The 26014-nt window shown below is 66.9% G+C and carries 24 protein-coding genes and 1 tRNA gene; 11 read left to right on the top strand and 14 right to left on the bottom strand.

From position 1 onward, the window contains the following. Positions 1-7: 7 nt before the first annotated feature. Positions 8-97, bottom strand: a tRNA-Ser gene (locus ACYX4S_RS08730). A 491-nt stretch (positions 98-588) separates the two neighbouring features. Between ACYX4S_RS08730 and ACYX4S_RS08725 the strand changes: the two genes are divergently transcribed. From ACYX4S_RS08725 to ACYX4S_RS08685, 9 genes are all read left to right on the top strand, one after another. Then, entirely contained in the window at positions 589-1032 is a 444-nt protein-coding gene (locus ACYX4S_RS08725) for a hypothetical protein (RefSeq protein WP_476362607.1), read from the top strand. A 461-nt stretch (positions 1033-1493) separates the two neighbouring features. Next, positions 1494-2672, top strand: a complete 1179-nt coding sequence (locus tag ACYX4S_RS08720) for a septal ring lytic transglycosylase RlpA family protein (RefSeq protein WP_476362606.1) — start codon at positions 1494-1496, stop codon at positions 2670-2672. A 93-nt stretch (positions 2673-2765) separates the two neighbouring features. Beyond that, positions 2766-3995 carry a D-alanyl-D-alanine carboxypeptidase family protein gene (locus ACYX4S_RS08715; RefSeq protein ID WP_476362605.1) on the top strand — a complete coding sequence of 410 codons (1230 nt, stop codon included), beginning with the start codon at positions 2766-2768 and terminating at the stop codon, positions 3993-3995. Then, positions 3985-4692: a dTMP kinase gene (tmk, locus tag ACYX4S_RS08710; RefSeq protein ID WP_476362604.1), complete on the top strand. Its 708-nt coding sequence runs from the start codon at positions 3985-3987 to the stop codon at positions 4690-4692. The genes ACYX4S_RS08715 and tmk overlap by 11 nt, the downstream gene beginning before the upstream one ends. Further along, positions 4689-5777, top strand: coding sequence for a DNA polymerase III subunit delta' (locus tag ACYX4S_RS08705; protein WP_476362603.1), 1089 nt, complete (start codon positions 4689-4691; stop codon positions 5775-5777). Before tmk ends, ACYX4S_RS08705 begins: the two co-directional genes overlap by 4 nt. Positions 5778-5871: 94 nt before the next feature. Further along, positions 5872-7437 carry a methionine--tRNA ligase gene (metG, locus tag ACYX4S_RS08700; RefSeq protein WP_476362602.1) on the top strand — a complete coding sequence of 522 codons (1566 nt, stop codon included), beginning with the start codon at positions 5872-5874 and terminating at the stop codon, positions 7435-7437. After that, positions 7437-8222, top strand: a complete 786-nt coding sequence (locus ACYX4S_RS08695; protein WP_476362842.1) for a TatD family hydrolase — start codon at positions 7437-7439, stop codon at positions 8220-8222. The genes metG and ACYX4S_RS08695 overlap by 1 nt, the downstream gene beginning before the upstream one ends. Beyond that, positions 8222-9052, top strand: coding sequence for an MBL fold metallo-hydrolase (locus ACYX4S_RS08690; protein WP_476362601.1), 831 nt, complete (start codon positions 8222-8224; stop codon positions 9050-9052). The genes ACYX4S_RS08695 and ACYX4S_RS08690 overlap by 1 nt, the downstream gene beginning before the upstream one ends. Before the next feature lie 4 nt (positions 9053-9056). Further along, positions 9057-9614, top strand: a complete 558-nt coding sequence (locus tag ACYX4S_RS08685) for a regulatory protein RecX (RefSeq protein WP_422068749.1) — start codon at positions 9057-9059, stop codon at positions 9612-9614. Positions 9615-9656: 42 nt separating this feature from the next. On the opposite strand, the gene ACYX4S_RS08680 is transcribed toward ACYX4S_RS08685, so the two are convergent. Next, entirely contained in the window at positions 9657-9965 is a 309-nt protein-coding gene (locus ACYX4S_RS08680) for a Dabb family protein (RefSeq protein WP_293724914.1), read from the bottom strand. A 796-nt stretch (positions 9966-10761) separates the two neighbouring features. Between ACYX4S_RS08680 and ACYX4S_RS08675 the strand changes: the two genes are divergently transcribed. Then, positions 10762-11244, top strand: coding sequence for an RES family NAD+ phosphorylase (locus ACYX4S_RS08675; RefSeq protein WP_476362600.1), 483 nt, complete (start codon positions 10762-10764; stop codon positions 11242-11244). A 10-nt stretch (positions 11245-11254) separates the two neighbouring features. Then, a complete protein-coding gene (locus ACYX4S_RS08670) occupies positions 11255-11788 on the top strand; it encodes an AAA family ATPase (RefSeq protein ID WP_476362599.1) in 534 nt (177 codons plus the stop codon). 71 nt (positions 11789-11859) lie between these two features. Here the strand turns inward: ACYX4S_RS08670 and ACYX4S_RS08665 are convergent, their stop codons facing one another. The 12 genes from ACYX4S_RS08665 to ACYX4S_RS08610 all read right to left on the bottom strand — a co-directional run bounded on the left by ACYX4S_RS08665 (position 11860) and on the right by ACYX4S_RS08610 (position 25818). Beyond that, positions 11860-12927: a BMP family ABC transporter substrate-binding protein gene (locus ACYX4S_RS08665; RefSeq protein WP_476362598.1), complete on the bottom strand. Its 1068-nt coding sequence runs from the start codon at positions 12925-12927 to the stop codon at positions 11860-11862. 107 nt (positions 12928-13034) lie between these two features. Next, positions 13035-13955, bottom strand: coding sequence for an ABC transporter permease (locus ACYX4S_RS08660; RefSeq protein WP_476362597.1), 921 nt, complete (start codon positions 13953-13955; stop codon positions 13035-13037). Between the two features lie 4 nt (positions 13956-13959). Beyond that, on the bottom strand, positions 13960-15057 hold the full coding sequence (locus ACYX4S_RS08655; RefSeq protein WP_476362596.1) for an ABC transporter permease: 1098 nt from the start codon (positions 15055-15057) through the stop codon (positions 13960-13962). Continuing rightward, on the bottom strand, positions 15047-16630 hold the full coding sequence (locus ACYX4S_RS08650) for an ABC transporter ATP-binding protein (protein WP_476362595.1): 1584 nt from the start codon (positions 16628-16630) through the stop codon (positions 15047-15049). Before ACYX4S_RS08650 ends, ACYX4S_RS08655 begins: the two co-directional genes overlap by 11 nt. A gap of 34 nt (positions 16631-16664) precedes the next feature. Beyond that, positions 16665-17675 carry a xanthine dehydrogenase accessory protein XdhC gene (gene xdhC / locus ACYX4S_RS08645; protein WP_476362594.1) on the bottom strand — a complete coding sequence of 337 codons (1011 nt, stop codon included), beginning with the start codon at positions 17673-17675 and terminating at the stop codon, positions 16665-16667. Next, positions 17672-20059, bottom strand: coding sequence for a xanthine dehydrogenase molybdopterin binding subunit (gene xdhB / locus ACYX4S_RS08640; protein WP_476362593.1), 2388 nt, complete (start codon positions 20057-20059; stop codon positions 17672-17674). Before xdhB ends, xdhC begins: the two co-directional genes overlap by 4 nt. Next, positions 20049-21551, bottom strand: a complete 1503-nt coding sequence (xdhA, locus tag ACYX4S_RS08635) for a xanthine dehydrogenase small subunit (RefSeq protein ID WP_476362592.1) — start codon at positions 21549-21551, stop codon at positions 20049-20051. The genes xdhB and xdhA overlap by 11 nt, the downstream gene beginning before the upstream one ends. Positions 21552-21554: 3 nt before the next feature. Then, entirely contained in the window at positions 21555-21920 is a 366-nt protein-coding gene (gene uraH, locus ACYX4S_RS08630; protein ID WP_476362591.1) for a hydroxyisourate hydrolase, read from the bottom strand. 223 nt (positions 21921-22143) lie between these two features. Continuing rightward, positions 22144-23121 carry a quinone oxidoreductase family protein gene (locus ACYX4S_RS08625; RefSeq protein ID WP_476362590.1) on the bottom strand — a complete coding sequence of 326 codons (978 nt, stop codon included), beginning with the start codon at positions 23119-23121 and terminating at the stop codon, positions 22144-22146. Positions 23122-23210: 89 nt separating this feature from the next. Continuing rightward, positions 23211-23933: a TerC family protein gene (locus ACYX4S_RS08620; RefSeq protein WP_476362589.1), complete on the bottom strand. Its 723-nt coding sequence runs from the start codon at positions 23931-23933 to the stop codon at positions 23211-23213. Positions 23934-23961: 28 nt separating this feature from the next. Further along, a complete protein-coding gene (locus ACYX4S_RS08615; protein WP_422068761.1) occupies positions 23962-24666 on the bottom strand; it encodes a CDP-alcohol phosphatidyltransferase family protein in 705 nt (234 codons plus the stop codon). A 177-nt stretch (positions 24667-24843) separates the two neighbouring features. Beyond that, the gene (locus tag ACYX4S_RS08610) at positions 24844-25818 is read right to left on the bottom strand and encodes a DUF2182 domain-containing protein (protein ID WP_476362588.1); all 975 of its coding nucleotides are present in this window, start codon (positions 25816-25818) and stop codon (positions 24844-24846) included. Positions 25819-26014 lie beyond the last annotated feature (196 nt).

Below are 26014 nucleotides of genomic sequence, written 5' to 3'. Positions count from 1 at the left end.
GGGTCGCTGGCGGATGGGGTGGGATTCGAACCCACGGTACGGTTGCCCGCACGGCGGTTTTCAAGACCGCTGCCTTAAACCACTCGGCCACCCATCCGTCTGACGTCCCGTTTCGCTTTTGAATGCCCCGCTTGTCAAGGCGCTTGGAGCCTGGGCGGGCGTTCGGGCGGTGAAAAGCCGGGGAGGGGGCGCGCCTGCCTGACCCAAGACGAAAACCGCCGATCCGGAAGGTCGAGGCAGGGACCGGATCGGCGGTTGCGCCGTCTTGCGGCGTCGGGCGCGGGGGCACGCGCCATGAACACCATAGGAAACAGTCCCTTCGCCGGATGTGACATCGATCACAAAACGGGCGTCGCCTGTTGGATCGCATCCTCGGGTGGCATCTTCCACCGGAGCGTCGATCCTCCTCCGAACGCCTTTCATCCCTTCCTCGTACGCCCCCGGCCGGTTGCCGGCGGTGATCCGCCGCGCGGGTCGCGGCGTAAACCCGGTTGAACAGGCAGTGGCGCCTTGCAATCGCGCCTGCCAATCGCTCCTGCCAATCGCTCCTGCAAGAGACGCCCGGCCACGAAGGAGGAGGATGGTCTCATGAGGATGAAAACCGGTTCGCGCCGCCCGCAACGCCGTTGCAACGCACAGCCCGTTGCCGGTCTTCTCGTCGCCGGCGTGATCGGAGCCGGCCTCGTGGCCGCCACGCCGGCCGAGGCTCGCACGCTGATGGACGGGGCGCAGATCAAGCAGACCATCTCCGGCAAGCGGATCTATCTCAAGACACCGCTCGGCGGCGAGTTTCCGCTCAACTATCGCCGCAACGGGCAGGTTGACGGGGAGGGGCAGGCTGTAGGCCTTGGCCGCTTCATGCAGCCGGAGGACCAGGGGCGCTGGTGGGTGCGCGGCAACCGGTTGTGCCAGAAGTGGCAGAACTGGTACGACGGCAAACGGTTCTGTTTCACGCTGTCGCGCGGCGAGGGCGACCGGCTCTACTGGACCCGCGACGACGGGCTCAAGGGGCGCGCGCGCATCGGGCGGTGAGATTTTTCCACCCCGCGCCCGCTGTGGCGCCGGCACGGCTCGCTCCACTTCGGAAAGTCGTCTGACGTCGCGGCGACAATGCCCTTCGTGTGGGGAAACTGTGGCAGGATTGCCCCGCACTGCGACAAGTTTCCACAATCTCGCCGTTTCACGTCGACGCCTTGTTCACCTTGAGGTAATAGACGCCGTGTTACTCATGTCGTGATGCGCCAATTGGGGGGCCGCATCGCGAGAAGAACATGGGTCCCACCGGCGCAGCAGGATCGAGGCGTTGCGCGGCTTTCGGGAGTGATCGTTCGACGGGCCTGGCTCGTGACGGGAAACTCCCCGCGCTGATGACCGATCCTGAATTCCCGGCCGAAAGGCCGGGGTTGCGGACCGGGGCGGGCAGGGTCGATCGCGACCGTATTTCCAGCCTCCTCCGTCGGCTCGCCGGGTCAAGTATCGAGTAGGGCGGCATCATGACGGCATCCAAGTCCCGCGCCACGACGGGCACTCAGACCTCCCTTCCGCTCGCGCCCGAAGGCGCGTCCGGGGTTCTTTCCCGCCATCGCTCCGCACTGTCGGTCGCGGCCGTTTCCGTGCTGTGCCTGACGCTTGCGGCCTGCGGCAGCTCGCCGGATGGCAAGAAGGTCAAGTTCTCCGAATCCAAATACGGCGTTCCCGCCAGCCCGCGCGTCGTCAAGAACGGCAAGCCGGTGCCCAAGGGCGGCGGCCGCTACATGGTCGGCAAGCCCTACAAGGTCGCCGGCAAGTGGTATCGCCCGAAGGAGGATCCGAATTACACCTCCGTCGGCCTCGCATCCTGGTACGGTCCGACGTTCCACGGTCGCAAGACGGCCAACGGCGAGGTCTTCGACCGCAACGCGCTGACGGCGGCCCACACCACCATGCCGCTTCCCTCCTACGCGCGGGTGACGAACCTCAAGAACGGCCGGTCGATGATCGTTCGCGTCAACGATCGCGGCCCCTTCCACGGCAACCGCACCATCGACCTGTCCGAGCGGGTCGCCGAGATGCTCGATTACAAGAGCAAGGGCGTTGCCAAGGTGAAGGTCGAATATGTCGGCCGCGCGCGCATGGACGGCAAGGACGAGGCGTTCCTGCTCGCGTCCTACAACGGGCCGGGCTCGGTCAATCCGGGCGGCACCATGCCGGGCACGATGCTGGCCCAGGCGTCGCCGCCGGTTCATGTGGGTCCGGCGCCGGTGCCGCGCACGCGTCCCTACGACGTGCTGCTGGCCTCCAACAACAGCTTCTCGAACACCGTCACCGCCGCCTTCGATCCGGCCGACGCGTTCGAATCGGGCGAGCGCGCCGTGCAGCTCGCCTCGCTCAACGGTGGCTTCAGCCAGTCCGCGCCCGATGCACCCGTGGTGCCGGCTTCCGCGACCGCGACCCACGACGACGGTTCGTCCGCGCGTGGCCTCGGCTACAGCGCGGAACCCGCCGTGCTCTATCGTCCGCAGGGTCGCCTTGCACCGTTCCCCAGCGGATCGGTCAGCCGCCTCGAGCGCGGTTCGGCGATCTCCTCCTTCCGCGCCAGCGCGCGTATCGAGGCGGCCTATTCCGCATTCGAGGGCATTGGCGGCGGAACGGGCCTTGCCGCCCTGGCGGCGGAACGGGCGAAATCCCGGTAGTCTCGCAGGCTGCCAGCCGTTATGGTCGGGCGTCCGCCGGTTCGCGCCGGCGGGCAATTGTACCATTGGCGTGATTTGCGAGCGGACCCTTTCATGACATCGACAGGGCGAGATCTTCGGGCGCTGCGGGAAACCGGTGCCCGGACCCGGTTTGCGTTTCGCCTCATGGTGGTCGTCCTCGCATTCTGCGCGATCCTCGCGGGCCCGGGACGGGAGGTGCTTGCACAGGAGGCGGACAAGCCGGACACCACGGCCTTGGTCCTCATCGACCTGAGCACCGGCACGCTTCTCGCGGCAAGAAACCCCGATCTCGCCTTCGCGCCCGGTTCGACCGCCAAGCTGATGACCGTCGCCGTGGTCTTCGATGCCATCGACACGGGCGAGATTTCCGAGGACACGCTCTACCGCGTCAGCGAGCACGCCTGGCGCACGGGCGGCGCTCCCGCCCGCGTCACCACCATGTTCGCCGCGCTCAAGAGCGAGGTGCCGGTGATCGATCTGCTCAGGGGCCTTCTGGTGCAGAACGCCAATGACGCGGCGATCATCCTGGCGGAGGGCCTGTCGGGCAGCGAGGCGGCCTTCGTGGAGCGGATGAACGCGCTTGCCGGGCGGATCGGCATGGACACCTCGCGCTTCACGAGCCCGACGGGCCATGAGGACGCCTCGGCGCGCACCAGCGCGCGCGACCTGTCGCGCCTCGCCATCTGGCTGCTGACGTCGCATCGCGACCGGATGGAGCTTTTCACGCTGCCGGACTTCACCTGGAACGGCATTTTCCAGCGTAACAAGAACCCGCTGATCGGCGCCATCGCCGATCTCGACGGCTTCGTCGCCGGACAGAGCGAGAAGGCCGGCTTCAATGCGGTCGGCACCATGGAGCGTGACCGCCGCCGCCTTGTCGGCGTCGTTGCGGGGCATCCTTCGGCGGATGCGCGCGAGGAGGCGCTGCGCGATCTTTTCGACAGCCTGGCCAAGGACTACGAGGAAGTCGTGCTCTATCCTGCGCGGGAGGAAATCGCCCGCGCCCGCGTGTTCGGCGGCCAGGCCGGAGAGGTGGGGCTGGAAAGCCCGGATGACGTCGAGCTGCTGCTTCCGCGCGGTGACAAGCATGCCTACCGCCTCCGCGTGGTCTACAAGGGGCCTCTGCGCGCGCCGGTGGAAAAGGGAGCGACCGTGGGCGAGCTCAGGGTTCTCAAGGACAACGCAGTGGTGCACCGTGCCCCGCTTCGCACCCGCGACGCGGTGGCAGCGGGTACGGTGAAGGGCCGGGCCGCCGATGCCCTGCGCGAAACGTTGTTCGGATGGTGGCTCGATGGCGGATAGAACCGGAGACGAAAGCCCCGTCGCCCAGGGCTGCTTCGTGACCTTCGAGGGCGGGGAAGGGGCCGGCAAGACCACCCAGATCGCGCGGCTGAAGGCGCGTCTCGCCGCGCTCGGCATCGAGGCCGAGGTAACGCGCGAGCCCGGCGGATCGCCGGCGGCGGAGGTCATCCGAAAGCTTCTTCTTGAAGGCAGGGTGCGTGAACTCGGACCGCGCATGGAAGCGGCCATGTTCGCCGCCGCGCGCGCCGACCACATGGACGTGACGATCCGCCCCGCGCTGGAACGCGGCGCCTGGGTGCTGTGCGACCGGTTCGCCGATTCCACCCGCGTCTATCAGGGCGAGGCGGGCGTGGACACGGGCTTTCTCGACCGGCTGGAGAAGATCGCCACCGCCGGACGGCGCCCCGACCTGACCGTTCTCGTCGACGTGCCGGCCGAAGTGGGGCTTGCCCGCGTCGCGACCCGCAGCGAGGGGGCGGGCGGGCCCGACCGGTTCGAGACGGATGCGATCGCCACCCAGGAGCGTCGCAGGAGGCTGTTTCTGGAGCTTGCCGCCGCGCAGCCGGAGCGCTTCGTCGTGGTGGACGGCACCGCCGACGCCGAAACCGTCGAGGCCGGGATCTGGAAGGCGGTGCGCGCCAGGCTGCTTGCCGGTGACGGCCCGGTGCTGGCCGCCGATACGGGGGAGGCCTCATGAGCGACGAGCACGATCCCCTGGTCACCGAAGCCGATGCCATCGCGGGTGTGCCGCTGCCGCGCGCGCAGACGCGCCTCATCGGACACGAACACGCCGAGGCCGAGATTCTCGACGCCTACCGTTCCGCCCGGATGCACCACGCATGGATCCTCGCCGGGCCCAAGGGCATCGGCAAGGCAACGCTCGCCTTCCGCTTCGCCCGTTTCGCGCTCGCGCATCCCGATGCGCGCTCCGCCGAGGTCGGCGCGGCGACGTCGCTGGCGCTACCCGACGATCATCCGGACGTGCGCAAGATCGCCGGCGGGGCGCATCCCGGCCTTTTGCATCTCAAGCGGCCCTATGACCCCAAGCGCAAGGGCAAGGACAAGATCCGGCAGGACCTTACCGTCGACGAGATCCGCCGCACGGTGCCCTTCTTCGGGTCCACCGGATCGGAAGGGTCCTGGCGCATCTGCATCGTCGATGCCGCCGACGACATGAACGCGAACGCGGCCAATGCGCTCCTGAAGATCCTCGAGGAGCCGCCGCGCAACTCACTGTTCCTGGTGATCGCCCATTCGCCGGGACGGCTGCTGCCGACGATCCGCTCGCGCTGCCGGACGCTGCGGCTGCACGAGCTGAGCGAGGCGCAGGTGGGCGAGGGGCTGTCGATGCTCGGCGTGGCCGAAACGGGCTCGCGCATCGCCGAGCGGGCCGCAAGCCTCTCCCAGGGCAGCCTGCGCAAGGCCATCCGTCTTGCCGAGGGCGAGACCATCGACATCGCCGACCGGTTCTCGGCCCTTGCCGCGCGCTTTCCCGAGCTTGACGTGGAGGCGGCGCACGATCTCGCCGACACGATCTCGCGCAACGGGGCGGAGGACGGCTGGACGCTGTTTCAGGACCTCGTCGCCGACCATCTGCACCAGGCCGTGCGCGGTGGTGCGTCGGGGCCGCTCGACCGCCTTGTCAGCATGGCCGAGGTATGGGAAAAGACGACCCACGCAGCGCGTGAGGCGGACGCTTTCAACCTCGACCGGAAGCAGATCGTGCTGAACGCGTTCCGCGATCTGGCCGAGGCCGCGCGCGGGCAGGGCGTTTCGTCCTGATTCCGCGTCGGGACGGCACCGTCCGCTTCTTGCCCGCCTCAAACCCGTCCAGATCGACACACGCACACCCCTTACGCGGATCCGCTTGCAGGCCATGACCGAACGCTCTCCCTTCTTCGTCACGACCGCGATTTCCTACCCCAACGGCGTGCCCCATATCGGCCACGCTTATGAGGCCATCGCGACGGACGCCATCGCCCGCTTCCAGCGGCTTGACGGCCGCGAGGTCTTCTTCCTGACGGGCACCGACGAGCACGGCCAGAAGATGCTTCAGACCGCGCGCAAGGAAGACATTCCCGTGGCCGAACTGGCGGAGCGCAATGCCGACCGCTTCAAGGCCATGGTCGGGATGCTCGGCTGTTCGAACGACGACTTCATCCGCACGAGCGAGAAGCGGCACCACGCCGCCTGTCAGGAGATCTGGCGGCGCATGGAGGCCAACGGCGACCTCTACAAGGACAGCTACTCCGGCTGGTACTCGGTGCGCGACGAGGCCTACTACCAGGAGAGCGAGACCGAGCTGCGCGCCGACGGCGTGCGCTACGGCCCGCAGGGCACCCCGGTCGAATGGGTCGAGGAGGAGAGCTACTTCTTCCGCCTGTCGCAGTACCAGGACAAGCTGCTTGCCCACTACGAGGCGAACCCGGACTTCATCGGCCCGGACGAGCGTCGCAACGAGGTGGTGAGCTTCGTCAAGGGCGGCCTCAAGGACCTCTCGGTTTCGCGCACGACCTTCGACTGGGGCGTCAAGGTGCCGGGCGACGAGCGCCACGTCATGTATGTGTGGGTGGACGCGCTCACCAACTATCTGACCGCCACGGGTTTTCCGGACGAAAATGCCGAACGGGCCCACTTCTGGCCGGCCAACCTGCATGTGATCGGCAAGGACATCGTGCGCTTCCACGCGGTCTACTGGCCGGCGTTCCTCATGTCGGTGGGCCTTCCCGTTCCCGGCCGCGTCTATGCCCACGGCTTCCTGTTCAACCGCGGCGAGAAGATGTCCAAGTCGGTCGGCAACGTGATCGACCCCTTCGCGCTCGTGGATCATTACGGCCTTGATTCGGTTCGTTATTTCTTCCTGCGAGAGGTTCCCTTCGGTCAGGACGGCAACTACAGCCACGATGCCATCGTAAACCGCATCAATGCCGATCTCGCCAACGACCTCGGCAACCTGGCGCAGCGTTCCCTGTCGATGATCGGCAAGAACTGCGAGGGCAGGCTGCCGGAGCCGGGCGCCTTCTCGGCCGAGGATCAGGCGATCCTGGCGCAGGCTGACGCAATGCTCGCGACCGCGCGCGAGGCCATGTCGCGTCAGGCGATCCACCAGATGCTCGCCACCGTGTGGGCCTGTGTCGCCGAGGCGAACCGCTATTTCGCGTCCCAGGAGCCCTGGGCGCTGAAGAAGACCGATCCGCAGCGCATGAACACGGTGCTCTACGTCACCGCCGAGGTGATCCGTCAGGTCTCGATCCTGGCCCAGCCCGTGGTCCCGACGAGTGCGGAAAAGCTGCTCGACCTTCTGGCGCTTGCGCCCGGCGCGCGCGGTTTCGACAGCCTCGGACCCGACGGCCGCCTTGTCGCGGGCACTGAGCTGCCCAAGCCCGCGGGCGTGTTTCCGCGCTACGTGGAGGCCGAAAAGGGGGAGGCGGCGGACGCGTGATGCTTGTCGACAGCCACTGCCATCTCGACTTTCCCGACTTCGACGCCGAGCGTGACGAGATCGTTGCGCGCGCAAGGGCCGCCGGTGTCGGTGTCATGGTCACCATCTCGACCCGCGTGCGGAAGTTCGACCAGATCCGCGCCATCGCCGAGACCTACGACAACGTCTGGTGTTCAGTCGGCACCCACCCGCACAACGCGGGCGAGGAGACCGACGTCACCACGGCGGACCTCGTCCGGCTCGCCGAATACGAGAAGGTCGTCGCCATCGGCGAGGCCGGGCTCGACTACTTCTATGACAAGGCTCCGCGCGAGGCGCAGGCCGAAGGGCTTCGCCGGCACATCGCCGCCGCGCGTGAAACCGGCCTTCCGCTGGTGATCCACTCGCGCGACGCGGACGAGGACATGGCGCGGATCCTGACCGAGGAAACGGAGAAGGGCGCCTTTCCGGCCCTCCTGCACTGTTTCTCGTCCGGCCGCGATCTGGCGCTCACCGGCATCGACCTCGGGCTCTACGTGTCCTTTTCCGGTATCCTGACCTTCAAGCGGTCCGACGATCTTCGCGCCATTGCCGCCGAGCTTCCCGCCGACCGGCTGCTGGTGGAGACCGACGCGCCCTATCTGGCGCCGCAGCCCTGGCGCGGAAAGCGCAACGAGCCGGCCTATGTGGCCCACACAAACAAGGTTCTGGCGGAGGCGCGCGGCGTGTCCGAAGACGAGATGGCCCGGCAGACGACGGAAAACTTCTTCCGTCTCTTCTCCAGGGTCAAAAGGCCGGCCGGCTGATGACGGCGGGCGAGCTCGAGTTCACGATTCTCGGCTGCGGGTCGTCCGCGGGTGTGCCGCGCGTCGGTGGCCTGTGGGGCGACTGCGATCCGAACGAGCCGAAGAACCGGCGCCGGCGCTGCGCGCTTCTGGTGCGCCGCCACGGGCCCGGCGGCACGACGACGGTCCTTGTCGATGCGGGGCCGGACCTGCGCGAGCAGCTTCTCGCCGCCAACGTGACGGATCTGGACGCCGTTCTCCTGACCCATCCCCATGCGGATCACCTGCATGGCATCGACGATCTGCGTCCGCTTGCGATCACCCATCGCCGGCTCATTCCGGTGCACATGGATGTTGCGACCTCGACGCGTGCCCGCGAGCTCTTCGACTACGGGTTTCGCACGCCGCCGGGCTCCAGCTATCCGCCGATTCTGAAGGAAGAGCGGATCGTGGCAGGTCGCGCCGGTGTTGTCGAAGGGGCGGGCGGTGCCATCCCGTTCCTGCCCGTCGAGGTCAATCACGGCGACATCAACGCGCTCGGCTTTCGCTTCGGCGATGTTGCCTACCTGCCTGATGTGAAAGCGATTCCGCCCGAAGTCGAGGCTGGGTTCGAAGGTCTCTCCGTCTGGATCCTGGATGCGCTGCGCCGCACGCCGCACCCGAGCCATTTCTCGCTTGAGGACGCACTGCACTGGATCTCGCGCATGGCACCGGCACGCGCGGTCCTGACCAACATGCACATCGACCTCGATTTCCGCACGCTTTCCGCCGAGCTTCCCGACGGCATTCGCCCGGCCTTCGACGGCATGGTCTTCACCAGCCCGCTGCCGGACACGCCCGCGGAGGCGTGAGACCATGCGCGCCGCCCGTCCGCCAACGGAAGAACGGCTGATCAAGTCGGCGCTGCATTATCTCGACCGCTACGGTTCCAGCGTCGAGAACCTGCGCCGCGTGCTTGCGCGCAAGGTTCGTCGCGCGGCCGAAGCGCTCGATCTCGACCCTTGTGACTATGACGACATCATCGACAGGGTGGTCGAGCGCTGCCGCGCGTCCGGCCTCGTCGATGACGCCGCCTTCGCGGAATCGAAAATCGCCTCGGAACGGCGCAAGGGCCGCTCCGCCCGGCGCATCGGCATGACACTCGCGGCCAAGGGGATAGATCGCGATCTTGCCGGGGACATGCTGTCGCGCGAAGGGGAGGCGGAGGAGTTGCGCGCGGCCATGACGGCGGCCCGAAAGCGGCGTCTCGGGCCGTGGCGCTCCGGAGAGGCGGACCATGAGCGGATCGGGCGCGAAATCGCCGTCCTGGCGCGTCAGGGCTTCACGCTTGTCCTCGCCCGGCGGATCGTCGAGGCCGACAGCATCGAGGCGCTTCAGCAGCGCCTCGATGACTCAAGTTTCGATCAATTCTGACACTATTTTTGCCGGAAATTGCCTGAACCTGGCAGGCCGGACTCAATCCCTGACCGTTTTGACCGGACTTTCGAAGTCGGCGGCCATGCGCAGGTCGCGCAAGGGGCGCACCACGTCGATGGACTTCTGGTACAGCGGATGCGCCTTCCAGCGGGCGAGCTGGGCCTCGTCGCGGAACTCGCCGTAGACGACGAAATCCGGACCGTCGGGGCTGATGGGATCGGTGGCGAAGTTTCGCCCGACCTCGAAATGCAGACAGTCGGGAATCCCGGCAAGCAGGTTCAGGCCGGCTTCGACGGCATCCCGGTCGGCGGGCGTTCGGGCGGAAAAGAAGACGATGTGACGGATCACGGGCAAGACCCCGACAGGACAGGAAGTAACGAGAGGCGCGGCCTGAAAACCGGATGTGTCTTCGGCGCGATTGCGTTCGGTCTCGCAAGGACGCGAGGTCCTGTCAAGGACAGGCGTATCGGCGGCAACGTCGAACCGTGTCTCGCCTTGTCGCTGAAATCGCTTCACAATCCAGATCGACCCGACGTCGGAGATCCGGTGCGATCGCAGCTTCGGTGTCATGCGGCGTCATGGCGCAGCCGCCGGCCGGATGGTGTTTCCGTGAAACCGCGTCCGCGCGACAGTGCACTTGCGAGGCCGCGACGCTCGACGCCTTGCGACGCGAACCGGTCAGCCGGCTCGGGCAAAGGGATCGTTCGCGACAAACCGAAGCACGACTGCCATACGGATGCGATGCGGACCGCAAGGACCGTGATGACGACGACGCCAACTCTAACCTGGTTTCGGGGCACGAGAGTTTCCGACGTCGCCCGCAACGGACGCGGTCAAACTTGTCCTCGGAGCCACATGTCGCTGATATGGTGACATGGACGGCTCAAGCCCTTGGCCAAGCTCGTCTTTCGGTGCACATAAAAATATTCCATAATATATCTTATGCGACTTTTGTGTATGCGATCCGGAGGTGGATAACGTCACGGTCCAATGCCCCCTCAATTGGCACGCGCGGCTTCCTCTCTTGACCCTGCCGGCCCAAGGCGCTGTAGTCGCGGTCTCTCCAATGAATGACGGTGGAACGGTCGGACGTGTCGGTCGCTTGCGATGCGAAGCTGGCCAAACCGCGCAAGGCCATCTTCCGATGACATCCTCATTGCCGCTTCTGACACTCGACGGCATCTTCTATCGGGCCGTCGACCCGGCGTTTCGCGACACGGCCCTTTGCGGGTCCCATCGTCCGGGTCGCTATTCCGCATCCGGTCAGCCCACGCTCTACCTCAGTTCGTCGCCCGAAGGTGTTGATGCCGCGATGATCGCGCATCGCGGCAGCCGTAGCCAGGCACTGGAACTGCTTCGGGTTCGCGTCACCGCGAACCGGATTTTCGACCTCCGCGACCCCGAGGCCCGGCGTCTTGCGAACGTCAGCCTCGATCAGGCCACCGCGCCCTGGCAGGACGCCGTTTCGCAAGGCCGCACTCCCGCATCGTGGGCGGTCCGAAACCGTCTGGAAAGCCTTGGCGCGCAAGGACTTGTCGATCCGTCGCGCAAGGTGCCCGGGCTCTGGCATCTCGTGCTTTTCGCATGGAACCGCGACGATGCCGCCAAGGCAACCATCCTGGAATGAAAGCTCTCCCATGACCCGTCTCGTTCTGATCACCGGCTGCTCTGGCGGCGGCAAGTCGACGCTTCTTGAGGCCCTCGCGGAGCGTGGCCACCGTGTCGTCGAGGAACCGGGCCGCCGCATCGTTGCCGAGGAGCTTGCCGGTAGCGGCAACGCCCTGCCCTGGGTCGATCTCGCGGCCTTCGCCCGCCGCGCGCTGGCCATGGCCCGCGATGATCTCGATGCGGCGCAAGCCGGCCTCGGAACGGTCTTCTTCGATCGGGGATTGATCGATGCCGCCGTTGCGCTCCGCCATGTGGACGGCACGCCGCTGCACGTCTCGATTGGCGCCTCAAGTCCTTATGAAAAGGACGTTTTTCTTGCCCCGCCCTGGCCGGAGATCTATACGGGCGACGCCGAACGCCTGCATGATTTCGCGGCTGCCGAGGCGGAGTTTCACCGCCTGCGCGACGCCCTCGATGAGCTTGGCCACACTGTCCACCCGCTCCCGAAAACAAGCGTCGCCGAACGGGTCCGCTTCATCCTCGAGACGGCGACAATGCGTTGATATAAAATATAAAACGCCGGAGACCAATGGCTCCGGCGTTTCTGCTTTCAGGCGATGGACAGTCCGCCGGATCAGTTCGGCAGCGTGTCGTCGATGCCCTTCACGTACCAGTCCATGCCGAGCAGCGTGCCGTCGTCGAGGATGATCCCCTCGCCGACCGCCTCGGAACCGTCCTGCTTGAAGATCGGGCCCGTGAAGGGATGGAACTTGCCGTCATGGATCCTGGCCTGCGTCTCCTTCGCCATGGCGACGACGTCATCCGGCAGGTTCGTGTAGGGCGCCATGACGACCATTTCGGCGGCCAGGCCGCCCCAGGTGTCTTCGCTCTTCCAGGTGCCGTCCAGAACCGCCTTGACGCGGCTGATGTAGTAGGCGCTCCAGTCGTCCACGATGGCCGTGTACTGGGCGTCCGGCGCGAACTGGATCATGTCGGACGCCTGGCCGAAGCCGTGCGCGCCACGCTCGGCCGCCACCTGAAGCGGAGCCGGGCTGTCGGTGTGCTGCACCAGGATGTCGGCCCCCTGGTCGAGCAGCGCCTTGGCGGCGTCGGCTTCCTTGCCCGGGTCGTACCAGGAGTTCACCCACACCGTCTTGATCTTGAAGTCCGGGTTCACCGACTGGGCGCCCAGCATGAAGGCGTTGATGCCGCGCACCACCTCCGGGATCGGCACGGAACCGATGTAGCCCGCGGTGCCGGTCTTCGACATCTTGGCCGCGATCTGGCCGATGATGTAGCGCCCCTGGTAGAAGCGGGCCGAGTAGGTCGAGACATTGTCGGCGCGCTTGAAGCCCGTCGCATGCTCGAACTTCACGTTCGGAAACTTCTTGGCGACCTTCAGCGTCGGGTTCATGAAGCCGAAGGAGGTCGTGAAGATGAGGCCGGCGCCCTCACGTGCCAGGCGCTCGATGGCACGCTCCGCATCGGCGCCTTCCGGCACGCTCTCGATGTAGACGGTCTCGACCTTGTCGCCGAATTCCTTCTCGATGGCGAGACGGCCCTGGTTGTGCTGGTAGGACCAGCCGTAGTCGCCGATCGGGCCGACGTAGATGAAGCCGACCTTGAGCTTGTCGGCCGCCTGGGCGTGCGCGACGCCGAGGCCGAGCAGCGCGGCGGCCGCGAGGCTGAGCAGTTTTTTCATGTAGGTCTCCTGTTCCCCTGTTGATGCCGGTGGCCAGGCGCGCCACCGAAGGCTTCGCGCCGCACGCAAGGCTCCCTGCCCCTTTTCGTGCGGCGTGACGTTTCGCGCTACCGGTCCGGGACGAACGGCCGGCCAAGACAGGCCGGCGTGTTCACCTTGGTCAGTATCCGGTTTCGCGAGATGATGACAAGAACGGCGATGGTCGCAAGATACGGCAGGGCGGAAAGCAACTGCGACGGCAGCGCCACGCCGTGCGCCTGGGCGTGGAACTGCAGAATTCCGACGGCTCCGAAGAGATAGGCGCCGGCCAGCAGGCGCAGCGGCCGCCAGGTGGCGAAAACGACGAGCGCCAGCGCGATCCAGCCGCGGCCCGCCGTCATGCCCTCCACCCATTGGGGCGTGTAGGCGAGCGACAGGTAGCCGCCCGAAAGCCCGGCGCAGGCACCGCCGAACAGCACGCAGAGATAGCGCACCTTGCGCACGGAAACGCCGAGCGCGTGAGCGGAGCCGTGATTGTCGCCCACCGCCCGGATCACGAGCCCGACCCGTGTCCTGAACAGCACGAAGGCCACCGCCGCGACGAGCGCCAGCGACACATAGACGAGAATGTCCTGCCCGAAGACGATGCGGCCGATCACCGGAAGGTCGCTGAGGCCTGGAATTTCGAGTGGCATCAGGCGGACACCGGGACGCCCGACGAACGCCTCGCCGATCATGCCGGCAAGGCCGAGCCCGAGCAGCGTCAGCGCCAGACCCGTGGCCACCTGGTTGGCCACCAGATGGATGGTGAGAAAGCCGAAGAGCAGCGACAGCACCATGCCGGCGGCCATGGCACACAGGATACCGACATAGGGCGAGCCGGTCGCCTGTGCGCCGGCAAAGCCCATCACGGCGCCCATGATCATCATGCCTTCGACGCCCAGGTTCAGCACCCCGGACCGTTCGACCACCAGTTCGCCGATGGCGGCGAGCAGCAGCGGCGTCGCCGCCGTCATCACCGTGAGAAGGATCGCCTCGAATGAACCCATCGTCTCAGGCCCCCTTCCCTTGCACCGCGCCGGCACCCGCGGCCGACGGCCGCGTGAAGCGGATGCGGTACAGGATCAGCGTGTCGCAGGCCAGAACGTAGAACAGCAGCATCCCCTGGAAAACACGCGCCGTCTTGTCGGTGAGCCCGAGGCTGACCTGCGCGGCCTCGCCGCCCAGGTACGACAGCGCCAGGAGCAGGCCCGAAAGAAGCACGCCGATCGGGTTCAGCCGCCCAAGAAAGGCGACGATGATGGCCGTGAATCCGTAGCCCGGTGAAATCACGGGCGTGAGCTGGTTGATCGCGCCCGACACTTCCGAGATTCCGGCGAGGCCGGCGAGACCGCCGGACACGAGAAAGGCGAACCAGACCATGCGGTTTTGCGAAAAACCGGCGAAACGGCCGGCACGTGGCGCCTGCCCAAGGACCCGGATCTCGAACCCCTTCAGCGAGGACAACAGCATGATGGTCAGGACCAGGACCGCGATCAGCGCGAAGATCGCGCCGAAGTGCATTCTCCCGTCGGCGAGCGCCGGCAATGTCGCTGCGTCGGTGAACAGCCGGCTTTCGGGGAAGTTGTAGCCGTCGGGGTCGCGCCAGGGACCGCGCACCAGATAGTCGAGCAGAAGCTGTGCGACATAGACCAGCATCAGGCTGGTGAGGATCTCGTTGGTGCCGAAGCGGACCTTGAGAAACGCGGGAATGGCGGCGATCGCCATGCCGCCTGCAATGCCCATCAGCAGCATCAGCGGCAGGGTCAGCACGTTCTCGAAGCCCGGCAGGAGGATCGGCAACATCGACCCGGCGAGGGCACCAGCGGTGAACTGCCCTTCCGCGCCGATGTTCCACGTGTTGGAGAGAAAGCAGACCGCGAGGCCCACGCCGATGAGAACCAGCGGCGTGGCCTTGACGACGAGTTCCTGCAACGACCACGAGGCGGTCAGCGGCTCGATGAAGAAGGCATAGAGCGCGGCCAGCGGGTCCTGCCCGATTGCCGCGAAAAGAATGGCACCCGACACAAGCGTCAGCACCAGCGCGATCACCGGCGACAGAAGCGCCATGACCCTGGAATGTTCGGCGCGCCGCTCCAGATCAAGCTGCATTCTGCCCCTCCCCGCCCTTCTCGCCAAGACCGCCCATGAGCAGCCCGATCCGCTCGCGCGTCACCTGGGCGACCGGTTCCGCCGCCGACAGTTTGCCGCGCGAGATCACCGCGACCCGGTCGGCGATCTCGAAGATCTCGTCCAGATCCTGGCTGATGACCAGCACGGCCGATCCCTGCCGCGAGAGATCGATAAGCTCCTGCCGGATGAGCGCCGCCGCGCCCGCGTCGACACCCCAGGTCGGCTGGTTGACCACCAGCAGGCCCGGCTTGCGGTCGAGTTCGCGTCCGATCACGAATTTCTGCAGGTTGCCGCCCGAAAGCGCGCGCGCCTCCGGATCGTCATGCGACATGCGCACGTCGAAGTTTGTCTTGATGCGGCGTTCGATCTCGCCCGCCTTGCGGGTGTCGACCAGGGACGAGCGCGTCAGCCGGTCTCCGGTCGCATGCCGCGTCAGCACGATGTTTTCCGACAGCTTCATGCCGGCAACCGTGCCATGCCCCAGGCGCTCCTCCGGGACGAAGGCGGCACCGGAACGCCGGCGCCGGGTGATGTCGTGCTGCCCCGAGGCCTCGCCGTCGATGACCACCATCTCGGCGCGCTGGCTGGTGCGCTCCCCCGAAAGAAGGTCGAAGAGCTCGCCCTGCCCGTTTCCGGCGATGCCGGCGATCGCGACCACCTCACCGCCGAAAACGGCGAGATCGATGTTCTCCAGCGGCACGCCGAAGGGGGTGTCGGGCGCGGCGCTGAGGCCACGCACCGAAAGGCGCGCGCTGGCGGAGATCTCGGCCTTGCTTCGGTGCAGGTCCTGCACGGCCGAGCCGACCATCATGCGGGCAAGGGAACTGGCCGTTTCGCGGGCCGGATCGCACTCGCTCACCACCTTTCCGTGCCGCATGATCGTGGCGTGATGGCAGATGCGCTGCACCTCTTCCAGTCGGTGCGAGATATAGAGGATGGCACAGCCTTCGCGCGTCAGCCGTTCCAGCGTGAGGAAGAGCTGGTCCGCCTCCTGCGGGGTGAGCACGGACGTGGGCTCGTCCATGATGATCAGGCGGGGTTCCTGAAGCAGGCAGCGCACGATCTCGATGCGCTGGCGGATGCCCACGGGAAGATCGGCCACGACAGCATAGGGATCGAGTGTCAGGCCGTAGTCGCGCGACACCTCGGTGATGCGTTTCGCAAGGGCGCGCATGGACGGTTTGTCGGTCAGCGCGAGCGCGATGTTCTCCGCGACCGTAAGCGCCTCGAACAGAGAAAAGTGCTGGAAAACCATGCCGATGCCGAGACGTCTGGCTTCCGCGGGGGAGGAGATCGAGACCCGCTCTCCTTGCCAGAAAAGCTCGCCGCCATTGGGTTCCAGCGCGCCATAGAGGATCTTCACCAGCGTCGACTTGCCGGCGCCGTTTTCGCCCAGAAGCGCATGGATCTCCCCCGCCCTCAGGGCGAGCGAGACATCGTCGTTGGCCAGGATCTCGCCGAAGCGCTTGGTCACGCCCCTCGCGTCGAGCAGGATCTCGCCCTTGCGCTCGCGCGCGTCCTGCTTCTCGTCGCCGTCCGATCTCGCGTTCATGGATCCCCCGCCATACCGTGTCGCCCTTCCCCGCTCAGGCCGTGCGCAACCTTTGAACCGGCTGCGTGCTCGCCAGGCGCGCCTCCCGGCGCACCAGAAGCTCCGCCGCGACGGATGTCGCGATCGCGGCCGGCACCTTGCTTGCAACGCCGGCGATGCCGATGGGGCAGCGGAACCGCGCCAGCGCTGCTTCCCCGTGTCCGGCGCCCCTCAGCCTGGCGTGCATCCGTGCCGCCTTGGTGTCGCTTCCGATCATCCCCACCTCGAGCCCGGCCGGCAGGCGGAGCGCGGCATCGGCGATGGCGAAATCCAGGGCATGATCATGGGTCATGACCAATATTTCGGATCCTTGCGGACAGGCCGGAAGCGCGGCGGACGGATCTTGCAGGTAATGCGGAACGGCATTCCCGGGCAATCGGATCGCAAGCATTTCCCGGCGGTTGTCGACAAGAGAAATGCGAAACGGCAGCGGAGCGAGCGCAAGGACCAGCGCGCGACCGACATGTCCCGCGCCGAAGATCGTCAGGGGATCGCGCAACTCGCCGAAGCTCTCGGTCAGAACGCCGCCCTCGAGACCCGGCGGCGAAGGCCCGTCGTGGACCTCGTCTGCGGAGACCGCGACACGCGGTCCCGGGCGTCCGTCCGCGTCGATCGCCATGCGCGTGACAAGCCGCCCGTCGCCGCAAAGCTCGCCAAGTGCTGCGATCTCCTCCAGACGCGCGCGGGTCACGCATTCCATGACCAGTCGCACCCTGCCGCCACAGCATTGGCCAAGTTCCGGGCCGAGCGCGCGCGAATGCAGAACGACCCTGTCGCCATCGTCGCGCGCCAGTTCCGCGACCGCGAGGCGGATCGCCTCGTGTTCGAGCGCCCCGCCACCGATGGTACCGATAAAGCCGCCGTCGGGATCGACCAGAAGCCTTGCGCCGGCCTCGCGTGGGCCGGATCCCTCGAGCGAGAGAACGGACACCATGGCGGCACGCCCGCGCGTGGCGACAAGTCCCGCAAGCCGGGCCAGGGGATTGGCGACCTGTGCCGGGCTCATGCGCGACGCGCCTTCTTCATCGACGTCACCGCCGCCAGGATCGCCTCCGGCGTTGCCGGCGCGTCGAGCTGCGGCAGATGGCCCGGCGCAAGGCCGGCAATCGCGTCGTGAAGCGCGGAGAAAACGGAGATCGCCAGCATCAGCGGCGGTTCGCCCACCGCCTTCGACCGCCCGACCGTCGGCGACGGATTGCCGCGCGAGGCGTAGAGGTCGACGCGAAAGTCCTCCGGAACATCCGACGCGGTGGGGATCTTGTAGGTGGACGGCGCGTGGGTGCGAAGCCGGCCGCTCTCGTCCCAGAACAGCTCCTCAGTGGTAAGCCATCCCATGCCCTGCACGAAACCGCCCTCGATCTGGCCGATGTCCAGAGCCGGATTGAGCGAATTGCCGACGTCATGCAGGACATCCACCCGGTCGACCCGCATCTCGCCGGTCATCGTGTCGATGGTGACCTCGGAGCAGGCCGCGCCATAGGCGAAATAGTGGAACGGGCGCCCGGACGCGCTCGGGCGGTCCCAGGTGATGGTCGGCGTGGCGTAGAAGCCCGTCGCGGACAGCGGCAGACGCGCGAGATGCGCCTCCCGTGCAAGGCGACCGATGGGAACGGCCTCGGAGCCGAAATGCACCAGATTGTCGGAGAAGGTAACCAACGCCGGATCGACGTCGAACCGCTCGGCGGTAAAAGTCACCAGCCGGTCGCGGATCTTCTCCGCCGCGATGCGCGCCGCCATGCCGTTGAGGTCGGTGCCGGACGACGCCGCCGTCGGGCCGGTGTTGGGCACCTTGCCGGTGTTGGTCGCCGTCACCCGCACCCGGTCGAGCGTCAGGCCGAGGACATCGGCGACCACCTGCGACACCTTGCGGAACAGCCCCTGCCCCATCTCGGTGCCGCCGTGATTGAGCTGCACCGAACCGTCCGTGTAGAGATGCACCAGCGCGCCGGCCTGGTTCAGGTGCTTGAGCGTGAAGGAAATGCCGAACTTGACCGGCGTCAGCGCCAGGCCCTTCTTCTGGATGTGGTTTTCCCGGTTGAAATCCGCGATCCACGCGCGGCGCGCCCGGTAGTCGGACGTGTGCTCCAGCGTCTCCAGGATCTCATGCAGGACGCCGTGTTCCTCCACCTTCATGCCGTAGGGCGTCACGTCGCGCCCCTCGCGGTAGAGGTTGCGCTTGCGCACGTCGAGAGGGTCCAGGCCAAGCCGGATCGCGAGCTGGTCCATCATCCGTTCCGCCGCCAGCATCCCCTGGGGACCGCCGAAACCGCGAAACGCCGTGTTGGAGCAGGAGTTGGTGCGCAGCCGGCGCGAATGGATCATCGCATCGGGGTAGAAATAGCTGGAATCGGCGTGGAACATGGTCCGGTCGACAACCCCGAGCGACAGGTCCGCCGAATAGCCGCAGCGTGCGAAGAAGCGCATGTCGACGGCCCGGATCAGCCCGTCCGGGTCATGCCCCAGCGTCCATTCGGCGCGCATGTCGTGGCGCTTGCCGGTCATGATGAAATCGTCGTCGCGGTCGAGCCGCAGCTTGCACGGACGGCCCGTGATCCTCGTGGCAAGCGCGGCGATGGCCGCCCAGTGGTTGGCCTGGCTCTCCTTGCCGCCGAAGCCGCCGCCCATGCGCCGCACCTCCACGGTCACCGCCGCATCCGGAACGCCGAGCACCCGGGCAATCACGTGCTGGGTCTCGCTGGGATGCTGCGACGAGGTGTGGACCGTGATTTCGGGGCCCTCGCCCGGCACGGCAAGCGACACCTGGCCTTCCAGATAGAAGTGCTCCTGTCCGCCGATTTCCATCCGGCCCGAGAACCGCTCGCGCGCCGTGGCCAGCCCCGTTTCCGGCGATCCCTTGCGGAACTGGTAGTCGGGCAGCACCGTGTCGTTCACGCCGAGCGCATCGTCGATGGTCAGCACGGGCGCGAGCGGATCCGTCTCGATCGATGCGAGCCGCGCCGCGCGCCGCGCCGCATCCCGGCTCGTGGCGACCACCGCGAAGAGCGGCTGGCCCCAGAAAACGATCTCCTCGTCGGCGAACATCGGTTCGTCGCCAAGCGCCGGGGAGACATCGTTGGCGCCGGGAACGTCCTCCGCCGTCAGGACCGCGACGACGCCGGGCGCGGAGCGTACCGCCTCGAGATCGAGCCCGACGAGCGTGGCGCGTGTTGCATCACGTGCCCAGCCCGGCGCCACATGCAGCGTGCCGGCGGGTTCGAGAATGTCGTCGACATAGGTGGCGCGGCCCGAGACATGGCCGGCGGCGCTGTCGTGGGCGACCGCCTCTCCCACGGTGTGGGTGGGGGCATTGGCCGCGACGCGGCCCTCGCCGGAAGCCGGCGTTTCCGCCGCCTCGCGTGTCTCGCCCCGCGTGAGCCCTTCAGGCTGCATCGCTCGTCCCCCTGTCCGGAATTCCGCCGCCGCTGGCGCGCGTGCCCGTAAGCCGCGTGCGCTCGTCCGGAGTTCCGCCCATTTCCACCAGGGCCTTGGCAAGCAAGGCGCGTGCCACCTCACGCCGATAGTCGGCGCTGGCCCGCATGTCCGACAGCGGCGCGAAATCGTCGGCCAGCGCCCGCAGGGCCGCGGCCCAGGTGCCGGGCGCATCCGGCCGTGCCCCGAGCAGTGCGATCTCCGTCTTCGCCGCCCGCTTGGGCGTTGCCGCCATGCCGCCGAAGGCAACCCGTGCCTCGACGATCCGGTCGTCGGCAAGGGTCAGGCGCACGGCGCACAGCACCGAGGAAATGTCCTGGTCGAAACGCTTGGATACCTTGAAGGCGCGAAACACCTGGTTCGGATCGAGACGCGGAACATAGAGCCCGGTCACGATCTCGCCGGGCTGGCGGTCCTGTTTGCCGTAGTCGATGAAAAAGGATTCCAGAGGCAGGGTGCGCGCCTCTTCGCCCAGGCGCAGTTCCAGCGTCGCCCCGAGCGCGATGAGCGCCGGCGGGCTGTCGCCGATGGGCGATCCGTTGGCGATGTTGCCGCAGACCGTGCCGGAGTTGCGCACCTGCCGCGAGCCGATCCGGCGCCACAGCTCGCCAAGATCCGGGTCGATGCGGGCCATCGCGGCATGCGTGTCGGCGAAGGTCGCGCGGGCGCCCATGAGAACGCCGGCCGGCGTTTCGTCCACGGCCTCGAAATCCGCCACGCCGCCCGTCCAGATGATCTTGGGCAGGTCGCGAAGCTGCTTTGTGACCCAGAGACCGACGTCGGTCGCGCCGGCGACGATGGTCGCGTCGGGATGATCCGCGCACAGCGTTGCAAGCGCATCGACGCTTGCCGGTGCCGCGAAGAAGCGCTCCGCCTCGCCGAGCGCCAGTCCCTTGCCGTCATCAAGGTCGCGCAGGATCGCCTCCGTTTCCCGCGCGCGCGCCGAAAAGGCATCGTCGATCGCGCCGAAGCAGGACTCCATTGCCGCATCTACGATCGGACGATATCCGGTGCAGCGGCACAGGTTGCCCGCCAGCCAGTCGGTCACGGTCTTGCGCGAGGGGGCAAGACCTTCCGCGTGGTAGAGCGTGAAGAGGCTCATGACGAAGCCCGGAGTGCAGAAGCCGCACTGGGATCCGTGATGCTCCACCAGCGCCTGCTGGACCGGGTGCAGGCGTTCGTCGCCGGCCAGGTCGTCGACCGTGACGAGTTCGGCGCCGTCGAGCTGTCCCAGGAAGAGAATGCAGGAGTTGACCGCCTTGTAGACGACCCGCCCGCCGGACAGCCGCCCGAGTGCGACGGTACAGGCGCCGCAGTCTCCCTCGCCGCACCCCTCCTTCGTGCCGGTCAGCCCGGCGCGCAGGCGCAAATAGTCGAGAACCGTCTCCGTCGGCCCCACGTCCTGAAGCTCGACGATACGTCCACGATGCAGGAAACGAAGGGTGCGGCGCATGGCTCAGCTCCCGCGATAGGTGGAATAGCCGTAGGGAGAAACCAGAAGCGGCACGTGGTAGTGCGCGGAAGGATCAGCGATGCCGAAGCGCAGCGGCACGAGATCCAAGAACGGCGGATCCGGGAGCTCCGCACCCGTGGCGCGCAGATAGTCGCCCACGTGAAACCGCAGTTCGTAGGTGCCCGCGCGAAACGCGTCCCCCTCGAGAAGCGGTCCGTCGACCCGTCCGTCCGCATTGGTCGTTGCGCACTTCACCGGCACCAGTCGCTCGCCCTCGCCGTCCCGCTCCACCAGATGGAGGGAGAGCGCGAGCCCGGCCGCCGGAACCCCGCGTGCGGTGTCGAGAACATGTGTCGTGAGCTTGCCCATGAAGCGACCTGCCGAGCCTTTTCCTGTCGTCCCGCGTGTTTCCCGCTCGTGCCGTGCGCCCGGATGTCACCCGACTCACCTGGCGGACTGACCGCGAACGCGGCACGACGTCAAAGTGTGCAGCAAGCGCCGGCCCGCGACCAGAGCAGAATCCACGACTTGGCGCTCGCGCGTCGCGGAGCGGCGGGAAAACTCCCGGCGATCCGCTCCGCGTGCAGTCCCGTCACGGGATCAGGACCGTGCCGCCGGTCGTCTTGCGTCCCTCCAGGTCCTTGTGGGCCTGGACCGAATCGGAAAGGGCATACTCCTGGTTCACGGCGATCTTCACCACGCCACGGGCCACGACATCGAAGAGATCGTTTGCCGTTTCCTCGAGCGCCTCGCGCGCCGCCACATAGGTGAAGAGTGTCGGACGCGTTGCGAAAAGCGAGCCCTTGGCCGAGAGCATGGCGAGATTGAAGTCCGTGATCGGGCCGGAGGACTGGCCGAAGGACACCCAGGTGCCAAGCGGCCGCAGGCAGTCGAGGGATCCCGGATAGGTGTCCTTGCCGACCGAATCGTAGACGACATCGCAAAGCTTGCCGCCAGTGATCTCGCGCACCCGCTCGACGAAATTCTCCGTCCGGTAGTTGATCACATGGGTGTAGCCGTTTTCCTTCGCGAGCCGGGCCTTCTCCTCCGATCCCACGGTGCCGATGACGGTGGCGCCAAGGCTCGCCGCCCATTGGCCTGCGATGAGGCCGACGCCGCCGGCGGCCGCGTGGAACAGCAGCACGGTCTTGTCGGTGATGCGATAGGTCTCGCGCAGCAGATAGCGCGCGGTCATTCCCTTGAGCATCATCGCGGCGGCCGTGCGGTCATCGACGCCCTCGGGGATCTTCACCAGCCGGTCGGCGGCAATCACCCGCTCCTCGGCATAGGAGCCGAGCGGTCCCGCATAGGCGACCCGGTCGCCGACCGCGATGTGGGTCACGCCCTCGCCCACAGCCAGCACCTCGCCCGCGCCCTCGTTCCCGGGCGTGAAGGGCAGTCCCGCCGGTGCCGGATAGAGACCCGAGCGAAAGTAGGTGTCGATGTAGTTCAGACCGATCGCCGTATGGCGGATCAGCGCTTCGTCCGCGCCGGGCGTTCCCGCCTCGACATCCTCCAGGCGCATGACCTCCGGTCCGCCGGTCTCATGCACCCTGATAGCCTTGACCATGACGTCTCTCCCTGACGTTTTTACGTGTCGTGTCGGGAACGATCATGGAGCGCGGCAGGAATACGGGCAAGTCCCGCGCGCGGGAAAGCTCAACCTTTCAGGCGCTTGCGCCGTGCGGCGGCGAGGATGTTGATGACCTCGACGCCGGCGGAAAATGCCATGGCGAAATAGATGTAGCCGCGCGGGATATGGAAGCCGATACCGTCCGCGATCAGCGCCACGCCGATGAGCAGCAGGAACGCCAGCGCAAGCATCTTGGTCGTGGGATGGCGCTGCACGAAACCGGCAATCGGTCCCGAGGCGAGATACATGGCGATCATCGAGATGATGACGGCGGCCACCATGACCTCGATGTGCTGGGCCATGCCGATGGCCGTCACGATGGAATCGACGGAAAACACGAGGTCGATGAGGATGATCTGAACGATCACGCCGGCAAAGGCGGTGCTTGCCTTGCCGCCTTCCTCTTCATGACCGCCCTCGATGCCCTTGTGGATTTCGTGCGTGCCCTTCACCAGCAGGAAAAGCCCGCCGGCGAGCAGGATAAGGTCCCGCCAGGAGAACGCCTCGCCGAACAGCGAGAACACCGGCGCCGTGAGACCGATCAGGACGGTGAGGATCGACAGGAGCGCGATGCGGAACACAAGCGCCAGCGCCAGGCCGATCTGGCGGGCGCGTTTGGCACTTGCCGCGTCGAGACGGCTGACCAGCACCGAGATGAAGATCACGTTGTCGATGCCGAGCACGATCTCCATGACCGTCAGCGTGAGCAGGCTTGCCCATGCGGCCGGTTCCTGAAGAAGCTCGAGCATCGCGTCGCGTCCGTTCCGGTTGCGGTGGTCAGCGTCGGGAAATCGCCTCGAGGCCCTGCTGGACCGCCGAAACGAGAAGCAGGTAGATGCTGGATCCGGCCAGAAGCCATTTCACGATGCCTTCGGCGGACAGCCCGTTGGCAATGGCAAGGCCGGCGGCAACGAACCACACCAGCGTGACGGCAAGGGTCAGCACCCGCCAGCGGGCCACGCGCACCGGATGCACGAAGCGGACCGGCGCGAAGGTCAGCGCGCAGAGCGCGATCACGAACAGCACGGTGAAGACCTGCGAGGAGGACAGCACCATCAGCCCGAAGACGACCATGTTCCAGCCGGCCGGGAAGCCCTTGAACGAGCCGTCCGGCTGCTTCATGCCGTTGTCGGCGAAATAGAGCGCGCCGGTGAAAACGACGAGGCCGCCGCAGATCCAGTTCCAGGGGGTGGACAGCATGTCGCTGCCGGCAAGCGCGAAGGCCGGCAGGAAGACGTAGGTCGCGTAGTCGATGACGAAATCGAGCGAGGCACCCGACCACTGCGGCATCCGCCGCGCGATGTCGTAGCGCCGCGCCAGGGGGCCGTCGATGCCGTCCACCACCAGCGCGATGCCGAGCCAGACGAAGAGCATGGCCCAGTCGCCCTGCGCGCCGGCAAGCAATGCCAGAAGCGCAATCGGAGCGCCAAGCGCCGTCAGCACATGGATCAGGAAGAGCGGATGGGCGCTTTTCAGCGGCATGGCGATTGCGGATTCAAGATCCGCCGATTTGCCCTTTGTCACAGGCTGAGCCCTGGTTGGCCCCGTCCGGCGGGACGGGCTGCAGGTGGAAATCGAAACGAACGCACCGTATGCCCGCAACCAAGGCGGACTGCAACACGACATTGCATGCGAAGGTCAGAATATCGCAAGGGAAGCTCAGCCCGCAAGCAGTGCGCGTCCCGCATCCGAAAGCGCCAGCAGGGCCAGTCCCCACGCAATCAGGAACACGCCTATGGCGCGCGGGATCCAGAAGCGGAAGACGGTCTTCTCTATTCCCATGAGCAGACCCAGGACCGCGATCCAGAGCACGTTCATGACACCGACGGCGAACATGACGGTCATCAGCGCCCAGCAGCACCCGAGGCACAACATGCCCTGCACCAGGCCGAGACGGTAGACCTCGCCAAGGTTCGCGTAGCGCTGGTCGAGAGGAAAGAGAACGGGCCGCTGGCAGCGTGCCAGACAGGCGAGTTTCGCCGGCGTGAACTGGTAGATGCCGGCCGCGACCAGCGTCGTCCCGGCGAGCACCAGCGTTGCCGGCGCCATCATCGGGGTCATCAGGCGAAAGGCGGTCAGGCCGCCCTGCGCCACCGTTGCAACCACCGCGTAGGCAACCCAAAGGGTGAGATAGCCGAGCGCCAGAACAAGCGTTGGAACGGCGCGTGCGCTGCCTGACTTCATCGGGTGTGGATGTTCGGCAAAGCGGGCGATCATCGGGGCGGCACTCGGCAGCATCATGGCCAGCGCCATCATCACCCACATCAGGAACACGAGGCCGGCATCGGAAAGCGTGTATGTGGTGGAGGCCGGCATTCCGAAGGTCGTCGCCCCCTCGGGCAGGCACAGTGCCGCCAGCGCCGCGCGCATGTCCGGCGGCAGCCCGTCGAAGATATTGAAGGAGTTGAAGAAGGCCATGCCGGGGCCGAGTTCGGTCATGTCCATGACCGGCACCATGGCGGCGACCATGCCGGCGAGATAGGCCCAGCCGGCGGCGGCCGCGATGGCGATGGCACCAAAGACCGCGAGGCGCGGATTGCGGGCGAGCCCGCGCGCGGCGCGTGCCCCGGCTTCTCCCGGCGCCGGATCGTGCCTGATGCGTTCGCCCGTCATGTTCCCGTTCAATTCGCTCATGATGATGCGGCCCGTCCCGATCCTCGCACGCGCCGGCCCGTCCGGCCAGCCGTCCTCCGTGAGCGATCATAGCAGGAGGATGCGTCGCGACCGATCGGGTTTCTTGCGGATGCGACCATATGCACGGGGCCAGGCGCCCGAGGGGACTTGCAAAACGGCCCCGCTCCGCCATCTTGTTGCGCAACATAGGGGTTCA

This window comes from Stappia sp. ABD4_338 (assembly GCF_056312175.1).
Note: the sequence above shows the minus strand (reverse complement) of the source record. Positions and strands in the feature narration are given on the sequence as shown.